General features: G+C 45.2%; 20 protein-coding genes and 5 pseudogenes. 8 read left to right on the top strand and 17 right to left on the bottom strand.

Annotation, left to right across the window (positions count from 1 at the left end; genetic code table 11):
• Positions 1-126 precede the first annotated feature (126 nt).
• From FTU50_RS04345 to FTU50_RS04325, 5 genes and pseudogenes are all read right to left on the bottom strand, one after another.
• Positions 127-846 (bottom strand): annotated as a pseudogene (locus FTU50_RS04345) (TonB-dependent receptor plug domain-containing protein); the annotation flags it as partial.
• Between the two features lie 352 nt (positions 847-1,198).
• Positions 1,199-1,999, bottom strand: a complete 801-nt coding sequence (locus FTU50_RS04340) for a sulfite exporter TauE/SafE family protein (RefSeq protein ID WP_180054463.1) — start codon at positions 1,997-1,999, stop codon at positions 1,199-1,201.
• 41 nt (positions 2,000-2,040) lie between these two features.
• Positions 2,041-2,532: a flavin reductase gene (locus FTU50_RS04335; RefSeq protein ID WP_180054461.1), complete on the bottom strand. Its 492-nt coding sequence runs from the start codon at positions 2,530-2,532 to the stop codon at positions 2,041-2,043.
• Positions 2,533-2,646: 114 nt separating this feature from the next.
• A complete protein-coding gene (locus tag FTU50_RS04330) occupies positions 2,647-3,675 on the bottom strand; it encodes a methionine synthase (RefSeq protein ID WP_180054459.1) in 1,029 nt (342 codons plus the stop codon).
• Between the two features lie 28 nt (positions 3,676-3,703).
• Entirely contained in the window at positions 3,704-4,690 is a 987-nt protein-coding gene (locus tag FTU50_RS04325; protein ID WP_016658148.1) for a DUF1852 domain-containing protein, read from the bottom strand.
• Positions 4,691-5,349: 659 nt separating this feature from the next.
• Here FTU50_RS04325 and FTU50_RS04320 point away from each other — a divergent pair.
• Positions 5,350-6,357 carry an OmpA family protein gene (locus tag FTU50_RS04320; protein WP_180054457.1) on the top strand — a complete coding sequence of 336 codons (1,008 nt, stop codon included), beginning with the start codon at positions 5,350-5,352 and terminating at the stop codon, positions 6,355-6,357.
• Positions 6,358-6,554: 197 nt separating this feature from the next.
• On the opposite strand, the gene FTU50_RS04315 is transcribed toward FTU50_RS04320, so the two are convergent.
• From FTU50_RS04315 to dsbD, 6 genes are all read right to left on the bottom strand, one after another.
• The gene (locus tag FTU50_RS04315) at positions 6,555-6,719 is read right to left on the bottom strand and encodes a hypothetical protein (RefSeq protein WP_180054455.1); all 165 of its coding nucleotides are present in this window, start codon (positions 6,717-6,719) and stop codon (positions 6,555-6,557) included.
• Between the two features lie 104 nt (positions 6,720-6,823).
• Positions 6,824-7,300: an Abi family protein gene (locus FTU50_RS15505; protein WP_373685467.1), complete on the bottom strand. Its 477-nt coding sequence runs from the start codon at positions 7,298-7,300 to the stop codon at positions 6,824-6,826.
• 35 nt (positions 7,301-7,335) lie between these two features.
• Positions 7,336-7,638, bottom strand: a complete 303-nt coding sequence (locus FTU50_RS15500) for an Abi family protein (RefSeq protein WP_252726282.1) — start codon at positions 7,636-7,638, stop codon at positions 7,336-7,338.
• Positions 7,639-7,911: 273 nt separating this feature from the next.
• On the bottom strand, positions 7,912-8,652 hold the full coding sequence (gene dsbG, locus FTU50_RS04305; RefSeq protein ID WP_075175219.1) for a thiol:disulfide interchange protein DsbG: 741 nt from the start codon (positions 8,650-8,652) through the stop codon (positions 7,912-7,914).
• Positions 8,653-8,664: 12 nt separating this feature from the next.
• The gene (locus FTU50_RS04300) at positions 8,665-9,507 is read right to left on the bottom strand and encodes a TlpA disulfide reductase family protein (RefSeq protein ID WP_180045802.1); all 843 of its coding nucleotides are present in this window, start codon (positions 9,505-9,507) and stop codon (positions 8,665-8,667) included.
• Positions 9,504-11,486, bottom strand: coding sequence for a protein-disulfide reductase DsbD (dsbD, locus tag FTU50_RS04295; protein ID WP_180054453.1), 1,983 nt, complete (start codon positions 11,484-11,486; stop codon positions 9,504-9,506). Before dsbD ends, FTU50_RS04300 begins: the two co-directional genes overlap by 4 nt.
• Before the next feature lie 109 nt (positions 11,487-11,595).
• On the opposite strand from dsbD, the gene FTU50_RS04290 reads away from it, so the two are divergent.
• Complete coding sequence (locus tag FTU50_RS04290; RefSeq protein ID WP_016658141.1) at positions 11,596-12,267, top strand: response regulator transcription factor; 672 nt, start codon at positions 11,596-11,598, stop codon at positions 12,265-12,267.
• 2 nt (positions 12,268-12,269) lie between these two features.
• Positions 12,270-13,661, top strand: a complete 1,392-nt coding sequence (locus FTU50_RS04285) for an ATP-binding protein (RefSeq protein WP_180054451.1) — start codon at positions 12,270-12,272, stop codon at positions 13,659-13,661.
• Between the two features lie 23 nt (positions 13,662-13,684).
• On the opposite strand, the gene FTU50_RS04280 is transcribed toward FTU50_RS04285, so the two are convergent.
• The 4 genes from FTU50_RS04280 to betI all read right to left on the bottom strand — a co-directional run bounded on the left by FTU50_RS04280 (position 13,685) and on the right by betI (position 18,377).
• A complete protein-coding gene (locus FTU50_RS04280) occupies positions 13,685-14,458 on the bottom strand; it encodes a hypothetical protein (protein ID WP_152342388.1) in 774 nt (257 codons plus the stop codon).
• A gap of 157 nt (positions 14,459-14,615) precedes the next feature.
• Positions 14,616-16,283, bottom strand: a complete 1,668-nt coding sequence (betA, locus tag FTU50_RS04275) for a choline dehydrogenase (protein WP_104484587.1) — start codon at positions 16,281-16,283, stop codon at positions 14,616-14,618.
• 16 nt (positions 16,284-16,299) lie between these two features.
• Positions 16,300-17,775 carry a betaine-aldehyde dehydrogenase gene (gene betB, locus FTU50_RS04270; protein ID WP_180045796.1) on the bottom strand — a complete coding sequence of 492 codons (1,476 nt, stop codon included), beginning with the start codon at positions 17,773-17,775 and terminating at the stop codon, positions 16,300-16,302.
• A gap of 17 nt (positions 17,776-17,792) precedes the next feature.
• Positions 17,793-18,377, bottom strand: a complete 585-nt coding sequence (betI, locus tag FTU50_RS04265; RefSeq protein WP_168406553.1) for a transcriptional regulator BetI — start codon at positions 18,375-18,377, stop codon at positions 17,793-17,795.
• Positions 18,378-18,608: 231 nt separating this feature from the next.
• On the opposite strand from betI, the gene FTU50_RS04260 reads away from it, so the two are divergent.
• Complete coding sequence (locus tag FTU50_RS04260; RefSeq protein WP_180045794.1) at positions 18,609-20,645, top strand: choline transporter; 2,037 nt, start codon at positions 18,609-18,611, stop codon at positions 20,643-20,645.
• Between the two features lie 12 nt (positions 20,646-20,657).
• A complete protein-coding gene (locus FTU50_RS04255; RefSeq protein WP_005177911.1) occupies positions 20,658-21,266 on the top strand; it encodes a MarC family protein in 609 nt (202 codons plus the stop codon).
• Between the two features lie 78 nt (positions 21,267-21,344).
• On the opposite strand, the pseudogene FTU50_RS15705 reads toward FTU50_RS04255, so the two are convergent.
• Positions 21,345-21,482 (bottom strand): annotated as a pseudogene (locus tag FTU50_RS15705) (IS982 family transposase); the annotation flags it as partial.
• Between the two features lie 54 nt (positions 21,483-21,536).
• Between FTU50_RS15705 and FTU50_RS04250 the strand changes: the two are divergent.
• Positions 21,537-21,635 (top strand): annotated as a pseudogene (locus FTU50_RS04250) (IS1 family transposase); the annotation flags it as partial.
• 14 nt (positions 21,636-21,649) lie between these two features.
• Here FTU50_RS04250 and FTU50_RS04245 read toward each other — a convergent pair.
• A pseudogene (locus FTU50_RS04245) lies at positions 21,650-22,134 on the bottom strand (IS3 family transposase); the annotation flags it as partial.
• 27 nt (positions 22,135-22,161) lie between these two features.
• Here FTU50_RS04245 and FTU50_RS04240 point away from each other — a divergent pair.
• Together FTU50_RS04240 and FTU50_RS04235 are read left to right on the top strand one after the other, a co-directional pair.
• Positions 22,162-22,650 (top strand): annotated as a pseudogene (locus FTU50_RS04240) (IS3 family transposase); the annotation flags it as partial.
• 171 nt (positions 22,651-22,821) lie between these two features.
• A complete protein-coding gene (locus FTU50_RS04235) occupies positions 22,822-24,303 on the top strand; it encodes a TolC family protein (RefSeq protein ID WP_180045792.1) in 1,482 nt (493 codons plus the stop codon).
• Positions 24,304-24,305: the final 2 nt, after the last annotated feature.

Here is a 24,305-nt window from a genome sequence, read left to right as displayed (position 1 = left end):
TTCTTGACTCAAGCATTAATGCAGTACGATCTTCAAAGCTAAGATGATGGTATGACAATTTTATATACTCCATAAACCCTTTAAATTAATTAGGTGGTTTATGTCGCACTTCAAGTTTTACTCTGCCAGGGTATCGGTATCCATTGTGCTACCCTGCCAAGGACTTAATGAAATACGCTCTCCTCGACCATCAAATTGAGAACCTCGGCGCGTATAATCTAGGCCTAAAAATCCATCCACTTGATCATTACTAAATGAGGCAGTTTGACCTACTTGGTAAGTTAAACCGTCACGGCGGAAATTATCGGCTGATGTGATGCCCAGCTTGGTTTGAAAACTTACGGGTTCAGATTTATCTGCGCGTTTGGTAATAATATTAATAATGCCACCCGTAGCACCTGAACCATAAATACTGGATGCGCCGGAAACCACCTCAATATGGTCAATCATATTTGGACTAATACTATTCAGTTGACGAGCAACATCCCGTGAACCTGTCTGTGAAACTCCATCAATCATGACCAGTACATTACGTCCACGCATGGTCTGACCATAATTACTTGTAGTTCCACTACTAGGTGCTAAAGATGGTACAAGCTGCGCTAAAATATCCGCGACTTTTCGACCTGCGCCAGCTTGTTGAACAATTGCTTCGCCATGAATGGTTTGTACTGTCCCTGCGATCTCGGCGATTGTTTTAGGTGTACGTGTGGCGGTCATCACCATTGTTGAAAGTTGAGTGATATCCGGTTTTTCTGGTGCAGCTGCTGGGCTACTCTCTTTTGCATAAAGATGCATAGAAATAGCGATTGTGAGAAGACAAAGATTAAATTGAGATCGCCGCATTTTCATTCCCTAGATTGCAATTGTTAATTTTGTTGCAAATGATAATCATTATTATTAATGATGTAAAATTATTATTTAAAAATTTTATTGAGTACTTTCCTGGCTTGAAACTTCACAGGAAAAATTTCATAAAACAGACAATGAACACTGCTTTGAAATGAAAAAAATTAATATTTATTGATCTATTTTTAATTGAGGTAACCGACTTCTTCTAAGTAAATTAAGTAATCCAAATTGAACAGGAAGCTCCTTCTAAAGATAATTATTTAGATCATGAATCTGCTGAGAAGCATACGCTCTATAATCAAACCACTATTATGAGCGTATTCGTTATCTTCCAATTGCCTTCAGCTTAACCCAAACCCTTAACCAGAAAGAAACAGCCCACAATCACCAATAACACGGCGAAACATTTTTTCAGGATTTGTGGCGATAATGCATGTGCTGTTTTCGCCCCAAGTTTGGCAGTAAAGAAACTCATAATGCTAATACCAAGAAAAGCATAAATATGAACAAAGCCAATAGTATTGGGCACATTGACCTGCGCATGCATCCCAAAAATCATAAAGCCTAAAGCGCCAGCAACTGCAATGGGTAAACCACAGGCCGCAGATGTGCCTACAGCTTGTTGCATGACCACGCCATAACGGTTCAGATACGGTACGGTCAAGCTGCCACCGCCAATCCCAAATATGGCTGAAGCAAAACCAATTCCTGAGCCTGCAGCGATTTGTTGACCGGTTGAGGGTAAGGTTTTCCCCTGCTCTACCGGCTTTTTGCTACCTATGAACATTGTATACGCTACCCAGATCAGAAAGATTCCTACCACAATCTGCAAATGTAAGCCCGAAATTAAACCGGCAATCCCTGCACCAAAAAAGCATCCAATGGCCATAGGCGGAGCTAGATGTCTAAAGACTGGCCACAGCACTGCCTCGTTCTTATGGTGCGCCATCAATGAACTGATAGAGGTGACCACAATAGTTGCTAGCGATGTACCTAAAGCCAAATGCATAATCACATCCGGACTATAACCCATCTGCATAAACACGATATATAACAGTGGTACAATGATTGTTCCGCCACCGACCCCAAACAGCCCAGCGGCAAAGCCTGCGCATGCCCCGATGATTAAAAAAATGATAATTTCCACAAAATACTTTCTGAATAATTTGAAATTAAAAACAAGGCGCCTTAAGCAGGTTCCAGCTCACCAACCTGATGATAGGCACGATTAAAATACACCAGACCATGTTCTTGTTGACTGTGCTGAATGGCCACCACACGGCACATAAAAATACTATGCGTACCCACCTGCTGAATCTGCTCAATCTCGCAATCAAAACTGGTCAAAGCATCTGCTAACACCGGTGCGCCGGTTTCCAGTTCGGTCCAGGTTCCATATTGAAAGCGCTCTTCAGAATTCATTTTGGAGGCAAAGACATTGGAGATTTGTTGATGCTGCGCGCCTAGCACATTCACGCTCAAGACTTTATTTTCAATAAAATGGGCGTGTGAGCGTGAGGTCTGATTCATGCAAACCAATAAGGTCGGTGGTGTATCGGTTACACTACACACGGCAGATGCGGTAAATCCATGCACACCGGATGCCCCTGCCGTGGTCACCACATTGACCGCGCTGCTGAGCAAAGACATGGCATTTCTAAAGTCTGCTGCTTCAATCATCACCGGATTCCTTCATGTTCTTGGGTTATGCTTGAAATGGTTGTTAAGCGGATGGGCCGGATCAGGTGTTTTCCATCCATTCCCATCAGCTCTGCCACATGATGTGCCTGCGCGTTAAGCACTCAGTTCTTGACGCACAATAGCGGCGCCGGCACTTAAAGCACGAAGTTTGCCTTGCGCCACCTGACGCGATAACGGCGTCATACCACAGTTGGTCGATGGATAAAGCTTGTCGGCATCAACAAATTGCAAAGCTTTACGCAGGGTATTGGCCACTTCATCTGCGGTTTCAATCTGGCTGGTGGCCACATCAATAGCGCCAACCATGACTTTTTTACCGCGGATTAGCTCAATCAGGTCCATCGGTACCCGCGAGTTTTGGCATTCCAGCGATACAATATCAATTTTGGATTGTTGCAGTTTCGGGAACACGGCTTCATATTGACGCCACTCGGAGCCTAAGGTTTTTTTCCAGTCGGTATTGGCTTTAATGCCATAGCCATAACAGATATGCACGGCGGTTTCGCATTTCAGACCTTCCAGTGCGCGTTCCAGCGTGGCCACGCCCCAGTCATTGACCTCATCAAAGAACACGTTAAAAGCAGGTTCATCAAACTGGATAATATCAACTCCAGCAGCTTCGAGTTCCCTTGCCTCCTGATTCAGGATTTTGGCAAATTCCCAAGCCAGTTTTTCACGGCTTTTGTAATGACCATCGTACAGGGTATCAATCATGGTCATTGGACCCGGCAAAGCCCATTTAATTGGCTGAGTGGTCTGGCTGCGTAAAAACTTGGCATCTTCCACAAACACCGGCTGTTTCCGGGCCACCTCACCGATCACCGAAGGTACGCTGGCATCATAACGGTTACGAATACGCACCGTTTCCCGTTTTTCAAAATCCACACCTTCGAGATGTTCAATAAAGGTGGTGACAAAATGCTGACGGGTCTGCTCACCATCGCTGACAATATCAATTCCGGCCAGTAACTGTTCATGCAGTGACAGGCTCAAGGCATCCTGTTTGGCTTCACGCAGTGCATCGCCTTCAAGTTTCCATGGCGACCAGAGTTTTTCCGGTTCTGCCAGCCAGGATGGTTTCGGTAAGCTGCCTGCGGTTGAGGTTGGGAGTAAAATGCTCATCTTTAATCTTCTATCTCTATACGTTGAATTAAGCAGCGTTGGTTGCTACGGCGTAGCTGGCAGCCCACTGTTCCAGAATGTGCTGATACGGTTTAATAAAGTGTTCTTCTGTCCATTTGCCCTGTTTTACGGCCAGCTGGCTACGCTCGACACGGTCATAGACAATTTGCGTTAAGGAATAATCCGGGTACTCAAGACTAGGTTGATAGACCTGACCTGCAGTCGAGTTGGCATTATAAATTTCAGGACGATAAATCTTCTGGAAGCTTTCCATGGTGCTAATCGCGCTGATTAATTCAAGATCGGTATAATCCGCCAATAAATCACCGCTAAAATAGAACGCCAAAGGTGCAGCACTATTTTCCGGTTTAAAATAGCGAACAGTTAAACCCATTTTTGCGAAATAATGATCTGTTCTTGAGTATTCATTTTGCTGATATTCAACCCCTAACACCGGATGAATATTGGCGGTACGATAATAGGTTTTGGTGGTCGATACGCTCAGGCAGATCACCGGCTGTTTATTAAACTGTGACTGGAACGCCTCGGAATTCACCACGTACTGATACAGCTTGCCGTGCAAATCACCAAAGTTGTCAGGCATTTCCCCGGCTTTATGGCCTTGGGACAATAAAAGCACGCTAAAGTCATAATCACGTACATACGATGAAAAACTGTTTCCGATCATGCCTTCAATACGCTGATTGGTACGATGATCAACAATCGTCGATTTCAGCATTTCAATGGCTGGAAAGGCGTTACCATTGCCTTCGACATCAAGATCTGCAGACACAATATCAATTTCCAGTGAATAACGGTCACCCTTCGGATTATCCCAATGTGCCAAGGCATTAAAACGGTTATTGATCATGCGCAGCGTGTTACGCAGGTTCTGTTCACGGCTTTCGCCACGCGCCAGATTGGCAAAGTTGGTTGTTAAACGGGTACTGTCCGCTGGTTGATAGTTTTCATCAAAACGAATACGTTTAATTGAACATGCAAACTGTTGACTCATCTGTTCCACCGCTTTAAATATCTAAAAATAAAAATCTGATTGTCTTTCTGGTTTTAGTTATACGTGAACCCTAAGATGAATAAAAATGATTTAATCTAAGTTAATAGTGAATTAAATTCATGTTTTGATTTGAATAGCGTTATTTAAGGCGAAAATATAGAAAAATAGACTGCCCTATGAGTCATCAATCGAGTCCAATTTTTCTTGCTGGAAAAAGGCCAAAAAGCTAGATTTAGAATCAAAATAGATTTTTTTAATTTTAATAAAAACAATTATTTATAATTTTTATTGTAGCTAAATATCTTCACATTTTGTTGAAGAAAATGAGCTTCTTGATGGAATAAAAAATTGGCTCGCCTAAATATTTGGATCTGGTCTGTTTAGGTCAAACGACGCTTATATAAAAATGTCTATAAAAGCATCAACATGAATTTGGCTCAGTTGAAGATGAGGAAAAATCAAGGGGTTTAGCTTGTAAATGATCAGTGATTTACCTTCCTATTAAACGAATAGATGCAGTGTTCTTCTGTAGCCCAATTTCCTTGAGAAACGACTTTGCGACTTTCAGCTTCTATAAGAAATGAAAATTTAAACCGGCTCAGCTATACTGTTTAAAATATAAGCAGAATATTGAGATCAGTAAAATAAGGAAATATCTGATGACTTTTCAAAAAACAATTTTGGGGCTAAGTTTAAGTTGTGTACTGGCACTTATGTATGGCTGTACCAAACCGGCTTCTGATCAGGCTGAAACTGAAGTCAGTACTTCTGAAATCACATCGGATTCAAATGAAACTGCCAAAGCCAGCTCAGATTTTGATCTGAATAACATCCCCATTTCGACCGCAGTGCTTGGCAAGTTTCCTTATATTGAGTTACCACAGGGTTATCGCTATCAGAATGATGAAAATCGAAAGTTTGAACGTGTGCCGTTTTGGACAGGACATGACTTTCACTGGGTTGAAGGAAAACTGTTTAGTTCGGGTATTACCGCTAAATCAGATTATAAAGAAGGCAGTTATTTAGAAATACAGCGTAATCTTGATGCGGTAATTAAACAGCTTGGCGGTGTAGAAGTTGCCAATAGTCAAATCCCCAAAGAGCTTGCCAACAGTCTGCCTGATGCCATTCGGGTGCAACATGGTTCAGGTTTGGCTGATATTTATAATTACCCTGCGCAAACGTATGTGATTCGACAAGCGGATAAAAATATTTGGTTCCATTTGGCGCAATCTGGTCACTATATGGGTTTAATGGTAGCGGAAAGTCAGCCCTTAAATATCACTGCCAAAGCACTGACGTCGAGTGCACTGAAACAAAGTCTGGATCAGGACAGTAAAGTGAGTGTGCAAATTAACTTTGCCACAGATCAAGCCGATATTTTGCCAGACTCACGAGAACAAATAGATCAGATTATTGCTTTACTGAAAGATAACGATGATTTAAAACTTGGCATTTACGGACATACTGATAATACAGGCGATGCGGCGCATAATTTAAAATTGTCTGAGCAACGTGCGCAAGCTGTGGTGACTGCTCTAACCAAAGCAGGCATTGATACAAATCGTCTGACAGCCAAAGGTTTTGGGGATACTCAGCCTGTTGCAGATAATGCGACTGAAGATGGTAAGGCGAAAAACCGTCGGGTGGAGTTGGTGAAATTATAAAAGTCTAAATACTAAAAAGACCGCAATATAGCGGTCTTTTTTACATCTTTTTATAAATGGTGTCACGGCGGTCAACGTCTAAGACAAGCACCACAATTTTGGCGTCAATGACTTGATAGACTAAGCGATACGCGGTTTCAGCTTATCAAACTTTTAAGTGCGGTTTTTGTGAACTCGAACTCTTAAGTCATCTAAAGTTATCCTGATAGTTTCTTCACTTTTCGCTTTTTTGCTAGTTGTAACAAATAAACCTCATCCATAACACAATCTTTTAAGATTATTTTTGTATTTTCCAAAATGCGATTTTGACGATCAGGGCTACGACCTTCTAAAAATTCTGGTATTTTTTTACCATATTTCATAAGCTCCAAATAGGATGTTCTTCCCAATTATCAGGAAAACCCATCGCAACACGCCAATTTTCATCTTTCACAATAGGTTTTAAGAGTTTATTCAATTGATAGCATCACTCTGAATCAAATCCTGTCGGTCTTAGCAAGGTTTTTAAGATTAAGAGTACATAGAAGATACGTTTATTCGTCGGTGTAATCGGTGATTGCCAATTTGGATCTTTGTCAGCTTTAGATTTAATTGCTAATTCTTTATTCCATAACCTTCCATGATGGGCACAAATATTTCTCACATAGGTCAATATATGCAACCATTCAGCTAATTTTTCATGATGCAAAGAAAAATGCTGTGCGATAGCTTTCTTATCTTCTTTATTGTTTGCCTTATTATTTATTAAACCACTATATAAAAATGACAATGAACCAAAACTTAAAACTTCTGTCAACATCCAGATTGGGATTTGAGGAAAACCATCATAATTTTGTTGAAAATGCTGGATGAACGTATCTTTAGAGCGTTCAACTTCTTTGTTGCATGTTTCTAAAAATTTTCTATGGTTAAATTTGGGATAAAAATTTTGTGCGCTGTATATACCAAATGCACCATATTGATGACCGAGATAGTACGTTAATTTCGTTCGTAAAACGTTTCTATAATTTCTATAGCACCAAATATTTGTAATCGTAATTCAGTATCAAATTCATATAATTGCACAATTTTTTCAAACGAAGTGCCCGGCTTGAATCGATCTAAGACATTATTTCCTGACCTTATTCGGTAAGGATACCAATATGCACTTAAGCGATAATAACCATATTTTGCCAATATTCCTTCAGCCCAAGCAACATTATGAATACTCAATCCTTTAGACTGTAGATGATGCACTTGCTCAGCATATGATAAAGGCTTTTTATTATAAGGTTTTAACATAATTCACTAAAATCGAGGCATAAAAAAACCGCCAAGGTTGCGCGGACTTCAAAAGAAGAACTAAGCGTGGCGGCTGTATTAAGTACATAATAGCGACAATTGTCATTATTAGCAAGTTATGATCAAAAACTGCCCTTAGCGACGGTCTTTTTTATATCTAATCTCCCCTAACCCCTCTTTATTAAAGAGGTGAGGAACAGCATTCCACAAGGGGAAGATTTTTTACACCCCAAGCGCTAACTTAAACAACATCTGCCATTGTTCATGAACCTTTTACTTTTCAAAAATCTCTCTTAAATCCTCCGTCATCCCTTGGGCGGACTTAAACTCGCCTTGCTGGTTTTTCCACACCATTGACGGCGTGGCAAAGAAACCATATTTAGCCATTAGTTCCTGGTTGGCATCTATTTTTGCAGCAATATCAGCAGGGATATTTTTGGTAATTTTTAACTTGTTTTGCCCTTTGTTGGCATTGTAACTGGTAAACACCTGCTGTGGATTTTTAGCCATCAGCATGGTTGCCACTTGCCCGCGACTCTCATCACGAATGACTGCCACCTGAATATGTCTAAGCTGTACCTTCCCCGCCTTCACCCACGGACGTGCCTTTTGCCAGAAGGTATGGCAATACGGACAATTCGGGTCTGAAAATACATATACAATCCGCGGCGCATCTTTTTGTCCGTCCTGAATCCAGGTGGAGTTTTCCAGACTTTTCCAGACATCATCCAGCACGGCGTCTTTGACATGGGTTTCAAGCGCTTTGATGGTCAGGTTCTCACCCTTGGCATTGTGCAAATCGCCAATAATGTAATATTTCTGGTCATTGGAAATAAACACGGTTGCCGGACTTTGCTGCATATGCCCGGCCCATCCGGTCATTTTTTCTGGCGCTTCAATCTGTTTGATAAATTTAAAGCCTTCCTGCTCAATCTGTTTTTTCAGATCAGTCTGGGCAAATGCTGTCGTATTTAACAGCAGCAGGAACAACGCAGCGGGATAAATCATTTTCATGAGAATTTCCTGTTATTTTGAAGATGGAGCAGAAAGATCATTGATATAGCGACGCAGCATCGGCTGGGTCAGTTCTCCCATATGCCGATGCACGAGCTGTCCTTGCGCATTAAAGAACAAGGTGCTTGGCAAGCCATACATATTCATCTGGGTGGCCATGTCACCTTGAGGATCAAACAGGACATGCTGGAAATTAAAACCATGCTGACGCAGATAATCCTGTACGGTGTCAGTCGTTTCGCCCTGATTCAGCATTACAAAATGAATGTCCGGATAATCCTGCTGGGCCTGATGTAAAACCGGCATTTCCCGGTGACACGGCGGACACCAGCTGGCCCACAGGTTGATGACGGTCGGTTTGCCAACCCAGTGCTGTAGCGGCACCTGTTGCTGCTGTAAATTTTGAAATTGCAGGTCAGGATACTGATTCTGCTGTGGCAAGACTGATTGAATACCCCAGTTCAGACAAAGCTGGATCGCAACAAATAGCGCGATCAATATCGCTTTAGGCAGATTGGCCAATGCCCGGTTTTTCCATAAAAACCACCCAATGCCGGCAATCAATCCACCATAAAAATGAAAGCCTTTGTCCTGAATCTTGATTATATCCAGTGGTGTCGCCAGATAATGATCGGCATGCATCAGCACAAAAACCAGTCGTGCGGCAATTAATCCCACCCAGAATGACGTCCACAAGCTGTCACTAAAGATGCGCCAGCTAGGTTCAGGCCATTGCTGTTTCTGTCTGAAATATCGCCCTGTCCCATACACCAGCACTAATCCGGTGAGCAGCAGCACAATCTGCCACGGCAACATCAGTGGGCCTATATGCAGCGCCGTTGCAGAAACCATCATGGTGTTTTTGCCTGCTGAAGTTGCTGTAAGCGCTGAATAAGTTGGGTCGCGCTAAAGGTACCAGTTAAACGTAAAGTACGCTGTTCCTGCTGCTGACTGTCCAGGAAAATCATGGTCGGTGGACCAAGAATCTGCCAGTCACGCAGTAATTCATCTTGAGATGGATGATACTCGGTTAAATCCAGTTTAATCCGTACCACATCCTGCAAGGCGGCCTGTACATCGGTACGGGGCAGGACTTCATTTTCTACCGGTTGACAGGCCACACACCAGTCGGCATAGACATCAATCACGATACTGCGTCCACTGTTTTGCTGTAGCAGCTGTGCCAGTTCCTGCTGGGTATGCACCTTTTGCCAGCTGAGTGTTTGTTGGGCATGGACTGCACCCATCTGCTGAAGGCCATGTTGAATATGCCAAATACCAATAGCGGTCATGGCCAGCGCCAGCACAATAACGCCAACACGCGAAATTTTCCCTTGCAGATGTCTGCGGATTAAATCGAAGCAGTAAATCGCCAGCGCCAGAAAAATAATACCCATCAACAGGAAATAGGCCACGGTCGGCAGCAATGGGCGGGCGAAATAAACCGCCAGCGCCAGCATTAAAAAGCCGAAACTGAATTTCAACCGGTTCATCCACAAACCCGGTTTCGGTAAATATTTGGCGCCAAATACAGCGGCAATAAATAAAGGAATCCCGAGGCCCAGACCCAGTACAAACAGATAGGTCGCGCCAAGTACTGGCTGATCCAGTTGCGATACGAACAGCAAAGCACCGGCCAAAGGCGCGCTCATACACGGACCTACAATCAGCGCGGAAATCATCCCCATTAACGCAGCACCCACCAGCGTACCGCCCTGCTGTTTTTGCTGCCATCGGTCCAGTCGTTGCAATAAACCCTGTGGTAAGGACAGCTGATACACCCCAAACAGGTTCAAGGCAAATAAAATAAACAGCACCGCAAAGATGCCAATAAAGATCGGGCTTTGGAACCAGCGCTGGAAACTATAGCCCAGTTGTGCAACCGCCAGTCCCATCACCGCATACACTGCGGCCATACCCAGTACAAAAGCCAGCGCAATCAACGCAGCACGATAACCGCGATGACGTTGTACCAGAATACCGGATAGAATTGGAATCAGTGGCAAAGAACAAGGTAAAAAGGCCAGTAAAATACCAAAACCTAAAAAAATCAGCAGATTAAAAAATAAATGATGTTCCGAGAGTAAATTGAAAAAATACTGGTCATTGTTCCATTCAGATTGTAATGACGCGGCTGCTGCCGTTTGCGTCTCGCCTGCGATTTCACTGGCCGGCACCGGATTGGATGCTACGACTGAAATTTCTGAAGCAGCGACAGCGTCGGTGAGTTTTGTTGGCTTTGTATTCTCTACTGCTGCAATCGCTTCATCTTCAATGACTACTTCTTCAGCTGTAATTGGCGCAGTTGTCAGTGCTGTTTTTTCAGGCTTACTTGGTGCTGCTTCAATTTTAGCCGGTGCATCCAGCGCGACCGGTTTGGCAGCGCTTAATAAACGCCGTTCGCTTGAAGGTGCATCTGACTGGGGCAACAAGCCTTGCGCATCGGTCTGAATGGTGGCGCGTTGCACCGGATAACATAAACCGCTTTCGGCACAGCCCTGCCACTGAATTTTAAATTGCTGGTTTGGCGCGACCTTAATTGTAGTCTTGACCTGATGATAATGCACCTTGGTCTGGCCAAAGGTCGGATCGTTCTTATCTTCCGGGACCGGCAGCTGTAATTTTAGCGCACCAGCATCGCTACGCACCTGTAGCTGATCATGATATAAATAATAATCCTCGGCGATGGTCCAGCGCAGTTCCGCCTGATCATCGCTAATAGAACGCGCCTGAAACTGAAACGCTTGATCGGGTGGCAAGAACTCCTGCGCCTGTGACCAAACTGGCCAGAATGCACAAAGAACCACAAGCAAAGCACTTACACGCGTAATCATGACGTCCATTTTTCTGTAGAAAACCCGATTCATTATTAAAAAGATTAAATTAAGAGAACATTAACATAGCTCATTATTTATAAAATAGGATTTCAGGTGGAGAGTAACTATGTTTGTGGTTCTGGTCGAAGATGATCCTTATATTGCCCAAAGTATCTGTTCAGCGCTGGACTATTTAAATATTTCAGTCGAGCATGTGGCCACTGCACGCGCTGCTGATTATTTTATCCGGCAAAGTGCGGTCGACCTGTGCCTGCTGGATTTGGGCCTGCCTGATCAGGACGGTCTGGAACTGCTGCAGCAGTGGCGCCAGGATGAAATTCATCTGCCGGTACTGGTTTTAACCGCCCGGCATCAAACCCGGCAATGTGTAGAAGCCTTAAATCTGGGGGCCGATGACTACCTGACCAAACCCTTTGAACTGGACGAGCTGATTGCCCGTATTCATGCGCTGGCACGGCGTAATCGAGGTTTTTCTTCCAACTTGTTGCAACTGGGTGATTTACAGCTGAACCGCGATACCCAGGAAGTCACGTTCCAGCAGCAGCCGGTGACTCTGTCACGGCGTGAATACAGCCTGCTGGAAACCCTGATGAGCCATCCCAACCAGATTTTAAAAAATGAACAGCTGCTCGATAAACTGTATGGCTATCAGGACAGTATCGAGAGCAATGCGCTAAATGTGCATATTTATCATTTACGTCAGAAACTAGAGCCGCAGCTGATTCAGACCATTCGTGGTGTTGGTTATATGTTTAAAGTGCCGGAAACCGAGAGCTGAACATGCAGAACTACAGTTTAAAATGGCGGCTGGTCAGCATGTTTATGATGGTGTTTCTTAGCCTGTGGAGTCTGGTGTTTTGCTGGCTATATTATGATTTGCAGCAGCGGCTGCAAGATACGCTGGATCAGCGCCTGTTTGCCTCTGCACAAATGGTGGCGCGGCTGATTCAGCATTTGCCGCTCCAGGAAATTAATCCCGATTCCTTAAAACAGGTGGCCGAACAGTATCATGCGCAAAACCTGATTGCCTGTGAGGTGTCGGTGTTTAGTTCGGATATTACCTTGGGACCGTATGTGGTGGCTCGTACCCGCGGTGCGCCGGTGCAGCTGACCGGACAGCAACCGGGTTTTAGCACCTGGCAGGAAAATGGTGTGGAATGGCGCAGTTATGTGCTGCGTAAAGGCGACATTCAGGTGGTGGCCGCAGAACGGCTGGTGCTTAGAGCGTCGTTATTGCAACAGATTCTGCAATCGGTGCTGATTCCGCTGGTGTTATCGCTACTGATCTGTATGGCGCTGGTGATTCATATTCTGCGTAAAGAATTCCGCCCTTTAGATGATATGGCCCAGCAACTGGCAGATAAACAGCATTCGCTGTCAGATGCGGCGCATTATCTGCAACATCTAGATGCGCGTAAAATTCCCAAAGAAGTCCAGCCTTTTGTCGATAATTCCAATCAGCTGATTCAGAACCTGCACCATAGTCTGGAAAATGAAAAACTGTTTACCGCCTATGCCGCGCATGAACTGCGTAGTCCTTTAACTGCAATTAAAACCCATGTACAACTCAGCCGGATGATGGTCGAGCAGAATCCGGCGCAGGCCAGCAAGCTGATTGAAAACCTGAAACAGGCGGAAAGCAGTATCTGGCGCTATCAGCAGTTGCTGGAACAATTGTTATTACTGAGCCAGACCGATCATGAAGCAGCGCAAGCCGCCACAGATTCGGAAACCACCGAAGTCGCGCCGGTTTTGAGGCAAGTGATGGAGGAATTAAGTCCGGTTTATCCGCATTTAAATTGTGTATTACAGGTCGATTGGGAAAGTCTGCAGACCCTGCAACTACCACCGCTGAGCTTGCAGACGATTCTGAAAAATCTGCTGGAAAATGCCCTGCTACATGCCCAAGGTTTAAGCCGAATTGCAATTACCATGCATAATCAGCAACTGCTGGTACAAGATGATGGTCAGGGGCTGACTGGCGCTGAACTGACCCAGATGACCCGGCGCTTCTGGCGTAAATCTGCCCAGCAACAGGGTCATGGTTTAGGGCTGGCTTTGGTGAAAGCGCTGCTCCAACATCATCACTACCAGATGGATTTAAGCCTGAACCTTCCTCAGGGTTTAAGCATTCGCATTCGGCCGGAACAGCCCTCTTCCACGCTCAATTAAAGGGTTGATGCTTGGGGACTAGATTAGAAGCTATATCTTAGGCCCCAAACCGCCTGATTTTTCTGTTTGATTTTACTGCGGTCATAGCCACCCAGAATGAAGTCGGAAAAGACATTCACATTCGGCGCAACTGCATAATCCAGCCCGACCGAGGCAAAACGAAAAGCAGTATCGGTCTGGGTATCTAAAAATTCCTGGCCTTCATATTTGCCGGAGTCATTAAAATAGGAACCGGCAACGGCCAGATTTCCAGTTAATTTGTCGCTGAGCTGATGGGCATAGTTCAGGCTGACATAGGTATCACCCTGATTCATATACACCACATCATATAAATAGGTCGACACGCCGAAGGTTAGTGTAGCTTGCTCATTCAGGTTTTTACTGACACGCAGGCCCAGTTCATTGGAGGTGGTGCTGTCCCCACCCGGATAATAATAGGTCGCATTCCACAGATCCCAAGTGAGGCCTTTAAAATCTGACACATGCCCGACAATAAAATCATGTTCCATTTTATCGGTGCTGTATTGCCGGCCTTGTTGTAAATCGCGGTATGAATAACCCAGTGTACTGCCCCAATAAGCAGCATAAAAATTTCCGTAACCCAGGGTTAAAGAGGCCTGCAAAGCCAGGTCTTCATTTTCTGGTGCATTGGTCAGACCGCGCGACACATATTTAGATACTGCGGTCAGCTGACCAGACACATCAATAGAGGAAGACGATGCATCATTGGCCCAGCTGGACATGCTGATACATGACAGACACCCGGCGGCGACCACCGTTCTTGTAAATGGAATCATTGTTTTAAAATTTAACCTGATTAAATGTAAAAAATCCCAGCCAACCATCGGACCGTGAGCTGTGCGGATGGTTGGGTATCTGGTTTTAACTAAGAAAAAGGATGTGTATAAAAATGCACATCAAAATGATCTAAGAGATCAAAGCGTTCTGTTGCGGCTAGATTGACCGGACTGGCGTATTGGCCCGGTAAAATGGCGCCGTAGATTTGGCCAGCGCCGGTTTGGCACGAATATGATCGGCCAGTTTTTCGGCCATCATAATGGTGGTGGCATTCAGGTTGCCGGTAATAATCAGCGGCATGATGGAAGCATCAATCACTCGCAGGTTTTGCAGTCCATGTACCCGCCCGTAGCCATCGACCACGGCCATATCATCTTCACCCATTTTGCAGCTGCAAGATGGATGGAACGCAGTTTCAGCGTGGTTACGGATAAATTCGTCCAGCTCGGCATCACTTTGTACCTGTTTGCCCGGGCTGATTTCTTCGCCGCGATAGGCATCTAAAGCCGGTTGATGCATGATGTCCCGGGTAATGCGGATGGCATCACGGAACTCGCGCCAGTCCTGTTCGGTACTCATATAATTGAACAGGATACTTGGATGCTGAAACGGATCTTTGGAGCGCAGTTTGACCCGACCGCGGGATGGAGAGCGCATGGAACCGACATGCGCCTGAAAACCATGCTGCTGAATGGCATTACTGCCATTGTAGTTAATGGCGACCGGTAAAAAGTGATACTGGATATTCGGCCAGGCAAACTCATCGGAGGTGCGGATAAAGCCACCGGCTTCAAACTGGTTACTGGCACCCACACCCTGACCTAAAAACAGCCATTCTGCGCCAATTTTTGGCTGGTTATACCATTTTAAGGCTGGATATAAGCTGACCGGTTTTTTGCACTGATACTGTAAATACATTTCCAGATGATCTTGCAGGTTTTCGCCCACGCCCGGTAAATCATGAACCACCGGAATCTCCAGGCTTTTTAGATGCTGGGCATTACCGACACCGGAACGCTGCAGAATTTGCGGGGAAGCAATGGCACCCCCACAGAGCAGCACTTCTTTTTCAGCAAAGACTTGGAGTGGCTGCGCGGTACTTTGTCCCTGAAAATATTCGACGCCTATAGCCTGCTTGCCATTAAATAGAATTTTATTGGTCATGGCATGGGTGCGAATGGTTAAATTCGGGCGCTGTCTGGCCATATCCAGATAACCACGCGCCGTGCTGGAACGGCGTCCCTGTGGGGTTACGGTACGGTCCATCGGGCCAAATCCTTCCTGCTGATAGCCATTTAAATCATCGGTACGTGGATAGCCAGCCTGTACCGCAGCATCGACCATGGCATGAAACAGCTCGTTATTTCCGGCTTTCGGGGTGGCGACCTGTACCGGACCACTGTCGCCATGATAGTCATTGCCGCCAATATCACGGGTTTCGGCCTTTTTATAATAAGGCAGGCAGTCGGCATAGCTCCAATGTTCCAGTCCTTTCAAACTGGCCCATTGTTCCAGATCCATCGCATTGCCGCGGATATAACACATGCCGTTAATCAGGGAGGAACCGCCCAAGCCTTTACCGCGACCACATTCCATACGGCGGTTATTCATATACGGTTCCGGATCGGTCAGATAGGCCCAGTTATAACGCCGGCCCTGTAAGGGATAAGCCAGCGCGGCAGGCATCTGGGTACGAAAATCCAGCCGGTAGTCCGGCCCACCTGCTTCCAGGAGCAACACCGTCGTGTCCGGATCTTCGGTTAATCGAGCCGCCAGCACATTCCCGGCAGAACCTGCGCCAATAATAATATAGTCATAATTCATGCAGCATGATCCTCCCTTAAGCTGAAAATACAGATTGGAAAGGACTCAGTTCCACCTGAACCGATTTGGTCTGGGTATAGTGCTGTAAGGTCACCAGACCATTTTCACGGCCAACACCGGACTGTTTATAGCCACCAACCGGCATTTCTGCCGGAGATTCGCCCCAGGTATTCAGCCAGCAAATCCCCGCTTCAATCTGATGAATAATACGATGGGCACGGCTTAAATCCGGACTGACCACACCAGCAGCCAGACCATAGGTGGTGGCATTGGCTCTGCGGATTACTTCATCTTCGCTGTCATAACTTAAAATACTCATAACCGGGCCAAAAATTTCTTCCTGAACAATGCACATTTCATCATGACAATCAGTAAATACTGTGGGTTCGACAAAAGCCCCGTGTGCAAATTCAGCTGCCGCTGCGCGCTGCCCGCCTGTTAACAGACGAGCGCCCTGCTGTTTGCCCAGCTCAATGTAATGCAATACTTTTTCCATATGGGCAAAGCTGGATAGTGGCCCGAAATTAGTGTTCGGGTCTAAAGGCTGACCCATGCGCACATAGGGAATGCGCTGCAGAATCTTTTCTTCAAAAGCGGCTTTTAATGCACTAGGAATGAACACCCGGGTTCCATTGGTACACACCTGTCCAGAACTGTAGAAATTGGCCATCATGGCAATATCGGCAGCCAGATCCAGATCGGCATCTTCACAGATAATTAACGGTGATTTTCCACCAAGTTCCATGGTGACTTCTTTTAAGCTGGACGCCGCCGCCTGTGCCATTACTTTTTTACCGGTACTCACACCGCCGGTAAAGGATACTTTGGCAATCTCTGGATGCTCAGTGAGGTAGCTACCCACATCGCCACCACCGGTCACCACATTAAAGACGCCGTCTGGTACTCCGGCTTCACTATAAATTTCGGCCAGTTTTAACGCGGTCAGTGGGGTAATTTCACTGGCTTTAAACACCATGGCATTGCCTGCGGCCAAGGCCGGTGCAGATTTCCATAACGCAATCTGGATTGGATAATTCCAGGCGCCAATACCGGCCACCACACCAAGCGGTTCACGGCGGGTATAAATAAAAGAACTTTCTCTTAACGGAATTTGCTGGCCTTCGAGTGCTGGTAAAATGCCGGCATAATATTCCAGCACATCGGCCCCGGTTACAATATCAACGCTCCGGGTTTCACTTAAAGGCTTGCCACTGTCCAGGCTTTCAATTTCCGCCAGCTCATCATTGCGTGCCCGTAAAATGGCTACGGCCTGATTTAAAATGCGGGAACGCTGCATGGCGGTCATGACTGCCCAGACTTTTTGTCCCTGTTTGGCAGACTGTACTGCCCGATCAACATCGGCCTGGTTACATGCCTGAATGGTGGCCAACACCTCAGCATTGGCCGGATTAATACTTTGGAATGTTTCAGAGGATGAAGCATCGACAAACTGACCGTGAATATAAGGTCGTTGTGTATTGAATTGCATCAATCGGTTCTCCTCGTAATTTAATGAATATTGAGTTGCTGACGGATATAGTCGGCACAAATCTGAATAGGTAAATCGGCATCCAGTTCAGTGGTCATTAAGGAACCGCGTAACCAGAAACCGTCAATCAGTGCGGCCAGACCCTGTGCGGCGCGTTCGGCCTGATCGCGGTCCAGCTGTTTGGCAAACTCATGCTTGATATTGGAATGCAGGCGGTAATGGTTAACCTGCTGCAAACGATGCAAGTCAGGTTGATGCATACTGTTGGCCCAGAATGCCAGCCAAGTTTTCATGGCCGCTTTGTCAGTCTGTTCGGCCGAGAAATTGGCACGCACAATTGCAATCAGGCGCTGCTCCGGCGTGTTTTCTGCGGTATTTAAACTGGCCGAAATGGCATCGCCCAGCTGTTGCAGCAAATAACGCATGGTCGCTTCAATCAGGCCATGCTTGCCCTGAAAATAATGACTGATGATGCCTGTAGACACACCTGCCCGCTGGGCAATCTGGCTGATAGATGCTTCAGCAAAACCCAGTTCATTAATGGCAGATAAGGTGGCATCAATCAGCTGTTGACGACGAATCGGTTGCATACCAACTTTAGGCATAAGATCGACCTGACTAATAAAAATCATGCACAAGACAAGGTAACATATAAAAACGTTATTTTAATTGAACGTTCAATTAAAATAAATTATAGTCCCGTCTGCTTCCTGATGTACAGCTCAGTTTGTTTTTCATTTGCAAATGTTTGTAATGAGAACCATGCCTATAGAGTCTGGTTAAGCCAAAACACACTGCGCTGTAGATCCGAATTAAAAAAATATGGTCACAGATTTATGCAAAAGAAAACTGAACAGACGACCGATAGTCTGAACAAAGTTGTCTTTTTTCTTTCGGCAACACTCATCCTGCTGTTTTCGCTGGTTACGATTTTATTTAATGACCAGGCGAATCAGCTCATTACCCAAATCTTGAACTGGGTCAGCCGGACCTTTAGCTGGTATTACCTGCTGGCGGCCACCTTATATCTGGTCTTTGTACTGTTTATTGCCCTGTCGCGTTATGGCGACATCAAATTAGGTCCCAAACATTCCAAGCCGGAATTTAGCCTGCTGAGCTGGTCGGCAATGCTGTTCTCGGCCGGAATCGGGATTGACCTGATGTTCTTCTCGGTGGCCGAACCGCTGTCTCACTATATGAATCCGCCTGTCGGCGAAGGCCAGACTTTTGAGGCTGCGCGCCAGTCAATGGTCTGGACCCTGTTCCACTATGGATTAACTGGCTGGAGCATGTATGCCTTGGTTGGCGTGGCTTTGGGTTATTTTAGTTATCGTTATAACCTGCCGCTAACCATCCGCTCGGCGCTTTATCCGATTTTTGGCAAGCGTGTTAATGGCTGGATTGGACATAGTGTTGATACCGCGGCCGTTTTGGGCACCATTTTTGGTATTGCCACCACCTGCGGGATTGGTGTGGTTCAGCTCAACTACGGCCTGCATGTACTGTTTGATGTGCCAGAAAACCTGCTGATCCAGTCGGCGCTGATTGCCGTTGCAGTCATTATTACTGCAATTTCAGTGGCTTCTGGGGTAAATAAAGGCCTCCGGATTCTGTCTGAAGTCAATATTTATGTGTCGATTGGTCTGCTGCTGTTTATTCTGGTGATGGGCAATACCGAGTTTTTACTGGCAGCGTTAATCCAGAACTTTGGCGACTATATTAGCCAGTTCCCGCAACTGTCCTTAACCAGTTTTCCGTTTCAGCAACCGAAAGAATGGATGAACAGCTGGACCCTGTTTTTCTGGGCCTGGTGGATTGCCTGGTCGCCATTTGTCGGCCTGTTCCTGGCGCGAATTTCCCGTGGCCGAACCATCCGTGAATTTGTGGCCGGTACCTTAATTATTCCCCTGCTGTTTACCCTGACCTGGCTGTCAATTTTTGGAAATAGCGCCCTGCACAGCGTAATTTTTGATGGCAATACCCAGCTGGCCACCACCGTATTGGCCAATCCGGCACATGGTTTCTATGACCTGCTTGCCCAATATCCGTGGTTCCCATTTCTGGCCGGCGTCGCTACCATTACCGGTTTGCTGTTTTATGTGACTTCTGCCGATTCAGGCGCACTGGTACTGGGGAATTTCACCACCAAATTTAGCAATATTGAACATGATTCGCCGCGCTGGTTAAGTGTCTTCTGGGCACTGGCGATTGGTTTACTGACTTTGGCCATGCTGATGGCCAATGGCGTGACTGCACTGCAAAACACCACCATTATTATGGGGCTGCCTTTTAGCTTTGTGATTTTCTTTGTGATGGCGGGTCTGTACAAGTCATTAAGACTGGAAGATTTCCGTCAGGCCAGTACCAGCATGAATGCGGCACCCGTGGTCGGCAATGTCGACATCTTTAACTGGAAAAAACGCCTCAGCCGGGTAATGCTGCATGCCAATTTATCGCAAACCCAGCAAATGCTGGAAGAGGTCTGTAAACCGGCAATGCATGCGGTGGCCACAGAATTCATCAACAAAGGCATTCAGGTCGATCTGGCGGAAAAAGCCCTGGATGATGAACCGGAACTGTCACATCTGGATTTAACCATTCAGCTGGATGAAGAAGAAAACTTCGTTTACCAGATCTGGCCAATCCGTTATGACACACCCAACTTCAGTTCACGCGGCAAACGCACCAAGAAATACTATTACCGTCTGGAAACCTATCTGTTTGAAGGCTCGCAAGGCAATGATCTGGTGGGTTATAGCAAGGAACAGGTCATTAACGACATTCTGGATAAATACGAGCGCCATTTGATGTTCTTGCACATCAACCGGATTAGTCCAGGCAAGCGCCCGCTCTTTCCAGACCCGGATCAATAAGGAATCTGTAGGATGTCTGAATCGCTTCACGCCTTTGCACTGTTTTTCTCATTATTAAACCCGTTTTTAATGAGTATTTATATGCTCGGCATTATCCGTAATTCCGAGGCCCGAGTGTTTAATCGCGCCCTGATTCAGGGCAGTCTAATCAGCTTTGTGGTGTTTATTATTTTCGCCAAAACCGGTGAAGCCTTTTTTCATGATGTCCTGCATGTCCGTTTTGAATCTTTCCAGATTTTTGGCGGGATTATTTTTCTGGTGATTGGTTATCGCTATGTGTTTGAAGGCGCCGATACCATTGGGGTGATGCGCGGTGCGCCACATCATTTGGCCGGCACCATTGCCATGCCGTTTATGATTGGCCCGGGAACCATCAGCGCCGCGGTCATTACCGGAATTCAGCTAAGCCTGTGGCAACTGGTGCTGGTGATTTTTGTGACGCTATTTCTGACCTGTAGCCTGCTTATTTTAATGAAATATGCGCATGATCATTTGCAGCATAAACATTCCAATTATATTGATTTGTATGTCGATATTGTCGGGCGTCTGGCTGCCTTGCTGATTGGGACCATTGCCATTGATATGATTGTGACCGGTGTCAGCGGAATTATGCAGAGCTAAAATAACCTGAGTTCGATGAAATCCACTTAGCCTTTTAGCATATTTTGGAAAGTTGGCTTATTGGGGTTCAAACAATAAAGCAGATTTCCAGAATGGAACGATCATTTGGCAATAAAAATATTTGAAGAATCTAAAACCGGATTGATGAAATAAAATGACAATGGTCATTTCTTCAGACAAGCTTAAAGCTGACTTTTTCAACCTGGTTTTTTGGTGGTGTTTCAAAAAGTATGCTGAAAAAAACAGGTTGGCTTTTGATAAGATAGTGAGATGCAAATAACACTAGAAATCAAATGTCCAACCTGTCTAAGTGACAGTATAAAGAAAAATGGCCTCAAACTATATGGCAAGCAAAACTATCAATGTGAATAGCCACCAAAATTCTAGACACACATAATCATCTTTTGATGGGCCTTTTCATAATCTAATGGAGAACGCTGACCATTGGAACCATATCTGCGTTTTGAATTATAGAACATCTCAATATATTCAAAGATATCCGACCTTGCTTCAGTCCTGGTCGCATAGATTTTCTTTTTAATTCGTTCCCGCTTTAATAGCTGGAAGAAGCTTTCTGCAACAGCATTGTCATAGCATGAGCAGTGTACTGCGCAAGTCGACGACTCATACTACTTTCAAGATTATGATGCTTGAGAAATGTCTGCCATTCATGACTGGTGTATTGGCTGCCTTGGTCAGAATGGATTAGGACTTTGTTCTTTGGGTTTCTTCGCCACAAAGCCATCAATAACGCATCTAAAACCAGATCTGCCGTGATTCTGGATTTCATAGACCAGCCAACAACAAGACGTGAAAACAGGTCAATCACAACTGCGAGATATAGCCACCCTTCATAAGTGCGGATATAAGGGTGAGATTCCTTTGGTCTACTCACCCCTATATTCAAACAAATTCAGGCTGGGTCTATACCGCCTTTATTATTGATGTGTTCTCACGAGCAATTGTTGGATGGAAAGTATCTACACGGATGAATACAGATATGGTGCTCGATGCATTAGAGCAAGCCTTGCACGATCGAGGCATGCCAAAGAATGTGATTCATCATTCAGATAGAGGTGTTCAATATCTTTCTATTCGCTATACCAATCGTTTAGAAGCTGCAAATTTACGAGCATCAGTCGGTACAACTGGTGATTCATACGATAATGCTCTGGCTGAAACGGTGAATGGCTTATACAAAACAGAGGTGATTGAATATTTAAAAGCAGATTGGCAAGGTTTAGCAGATGTACAACTTGCGACACTAAACTGGGTAGATTGGTTCAATAAAAAGCGTGTACACAGTGCACTGGGTTATGTATCGCCTTTTGAGTTTGAAGCAATGTACTATGATAAGATTAACCCGTTAGGTCAGGTGGCCTAACTTAAATAAAAAAGTCTCCGACAAACCCGGTACGGTTCAGATAGGCTTGTGCAACAAAGCCATACAGATGTAAAAGAAACAATACTATAACTTTACACTAGTTCTATCTGCGGACCTTTGATTTATACTAGCGGGATAACATTACCGGCTTTAAATCAGTTTAGCGACTTTATGAACTTAAAGAAAAATAAAAGACAGCTTGTCTGGGGTTTAAATCTGCTTGCATCTATGATGTATGGCAGCTTTGCTCATGCACAGAGCATCAGCTTTCAGGATGCTGAACGTCAGTTGTTGCAAAATTCTTATAGCAGCCAAGCCTATCAAAGTCTGGAACAGGCTTCAAAACTTGAAGCTGAAGCAGTGAAAGGTATAGGTCTGCCACGAGTCGACCTGAATGTTCGTGCCTATGCCTTTCACAGTGAAGTCGATATTCCATTAAAGCAATTTAAAAATAATCTGGAGAATTCACTCTCTCAAGGCGTGAATGGCCGGCTTAATGAGTGGGAGGCCAGTAATGGCGTGGATCTACCTGCAGGTATTACCGATCCACTGCGTGATGGACTTAACAATACTATTCATAGCGGAGTTGGTCTGATTCCGGATACGTCTAATGTCATCCTTGAAGATCAGGTGATTCGCCCCACTGTTTCCGTGATTATGCCAATATATACTGGAGGCCTCACCCGTAGTGCCAAAGAAATTGCCAATATTCAGGTCGGTCGTAGTCAGCTCAGCAACAAACAGCAGCAAGATACGCAGCGTTTTGAACTGATTCAAAGTTATTTTAATGTACAGCTCCAAAAGCAATTGCATGCAGCTGCGCTGTTTAATCTGAATGCCATGCAGCAGCATTATCGCAATGCCTTAAAAATGGAACAGCAAGGTTTTATCAGTAAAGGCCAGCGTATGCAATTTGAAGTGGCACGTAATAATGCCGAGCGCAGCCAGCAAAATACGCAGGCCAATTTGAATGCTGCCCTGTTCCAGCTGAATAATCTGCTTCAGGAAAGTAGCATCACCGAACTTTCGACGCCTTTATTTGTCAATAAAACCGAGCCACAGGCCTTAAATCATCTGCTGAAAACCTTTAGTCAGAACTCTGCGCTGATTCAAAAAATGCAGCTGGATACTCAATTAGCTCAAGCCAATGTCAAAGCCCAGCAAGCAGCGAAAAAACCGAATGTTTTTGCTTTTGGTGAATATAGTCTGGATCAAAATGAAAACTGGATTGTCGGAGTTGCCGCACGCTATAACCTGTTTTCTGGGATCGATAAAAACAAAAATATTCAGGCTGCCGAACTCAAACGCTCTGCCACAGAACTGCTCACTGCACGCACCCAGCAGGAAATTGAAAATCTGATTTATAAATCTTATAGCGAAGCACTCAGCGCACAGCAAAGTGATGCACTTCTGGCACAAAATTTGAAAGCCGCACAGGAAAATTTACGCATCCAAGAATTGTCCTTTAAAGAAGATATGGGCACCGCCATACAGGTCATCGATGCACAAAATATGCTGAGCGGACTACGAGCCGAAACTGCCTTGAATGCTTACAAATATGTGATGTCACTGGCCACACTATTACAAAGCCATGGCTCGATTGCAGAATTTCCGAACTACATCCAACATACCAACACTCACTATATTCGCTAATG

This window comes from Acinetobacter sp. YH12112 (genome assembly GCF_013418945.1).
Taxonomy (GTDB): domain Bacteria; phylum Pseudomonadota; class Gammaproteobacteria; order Pseudomonadales; family Moraxellaceae; genus Acinetobacter; species Acinetobacter indicus.
Note: the sequence above shows the minus strand (reverse complement) of the source record. Positions and strands in the feature narration are given on the sequence as shown.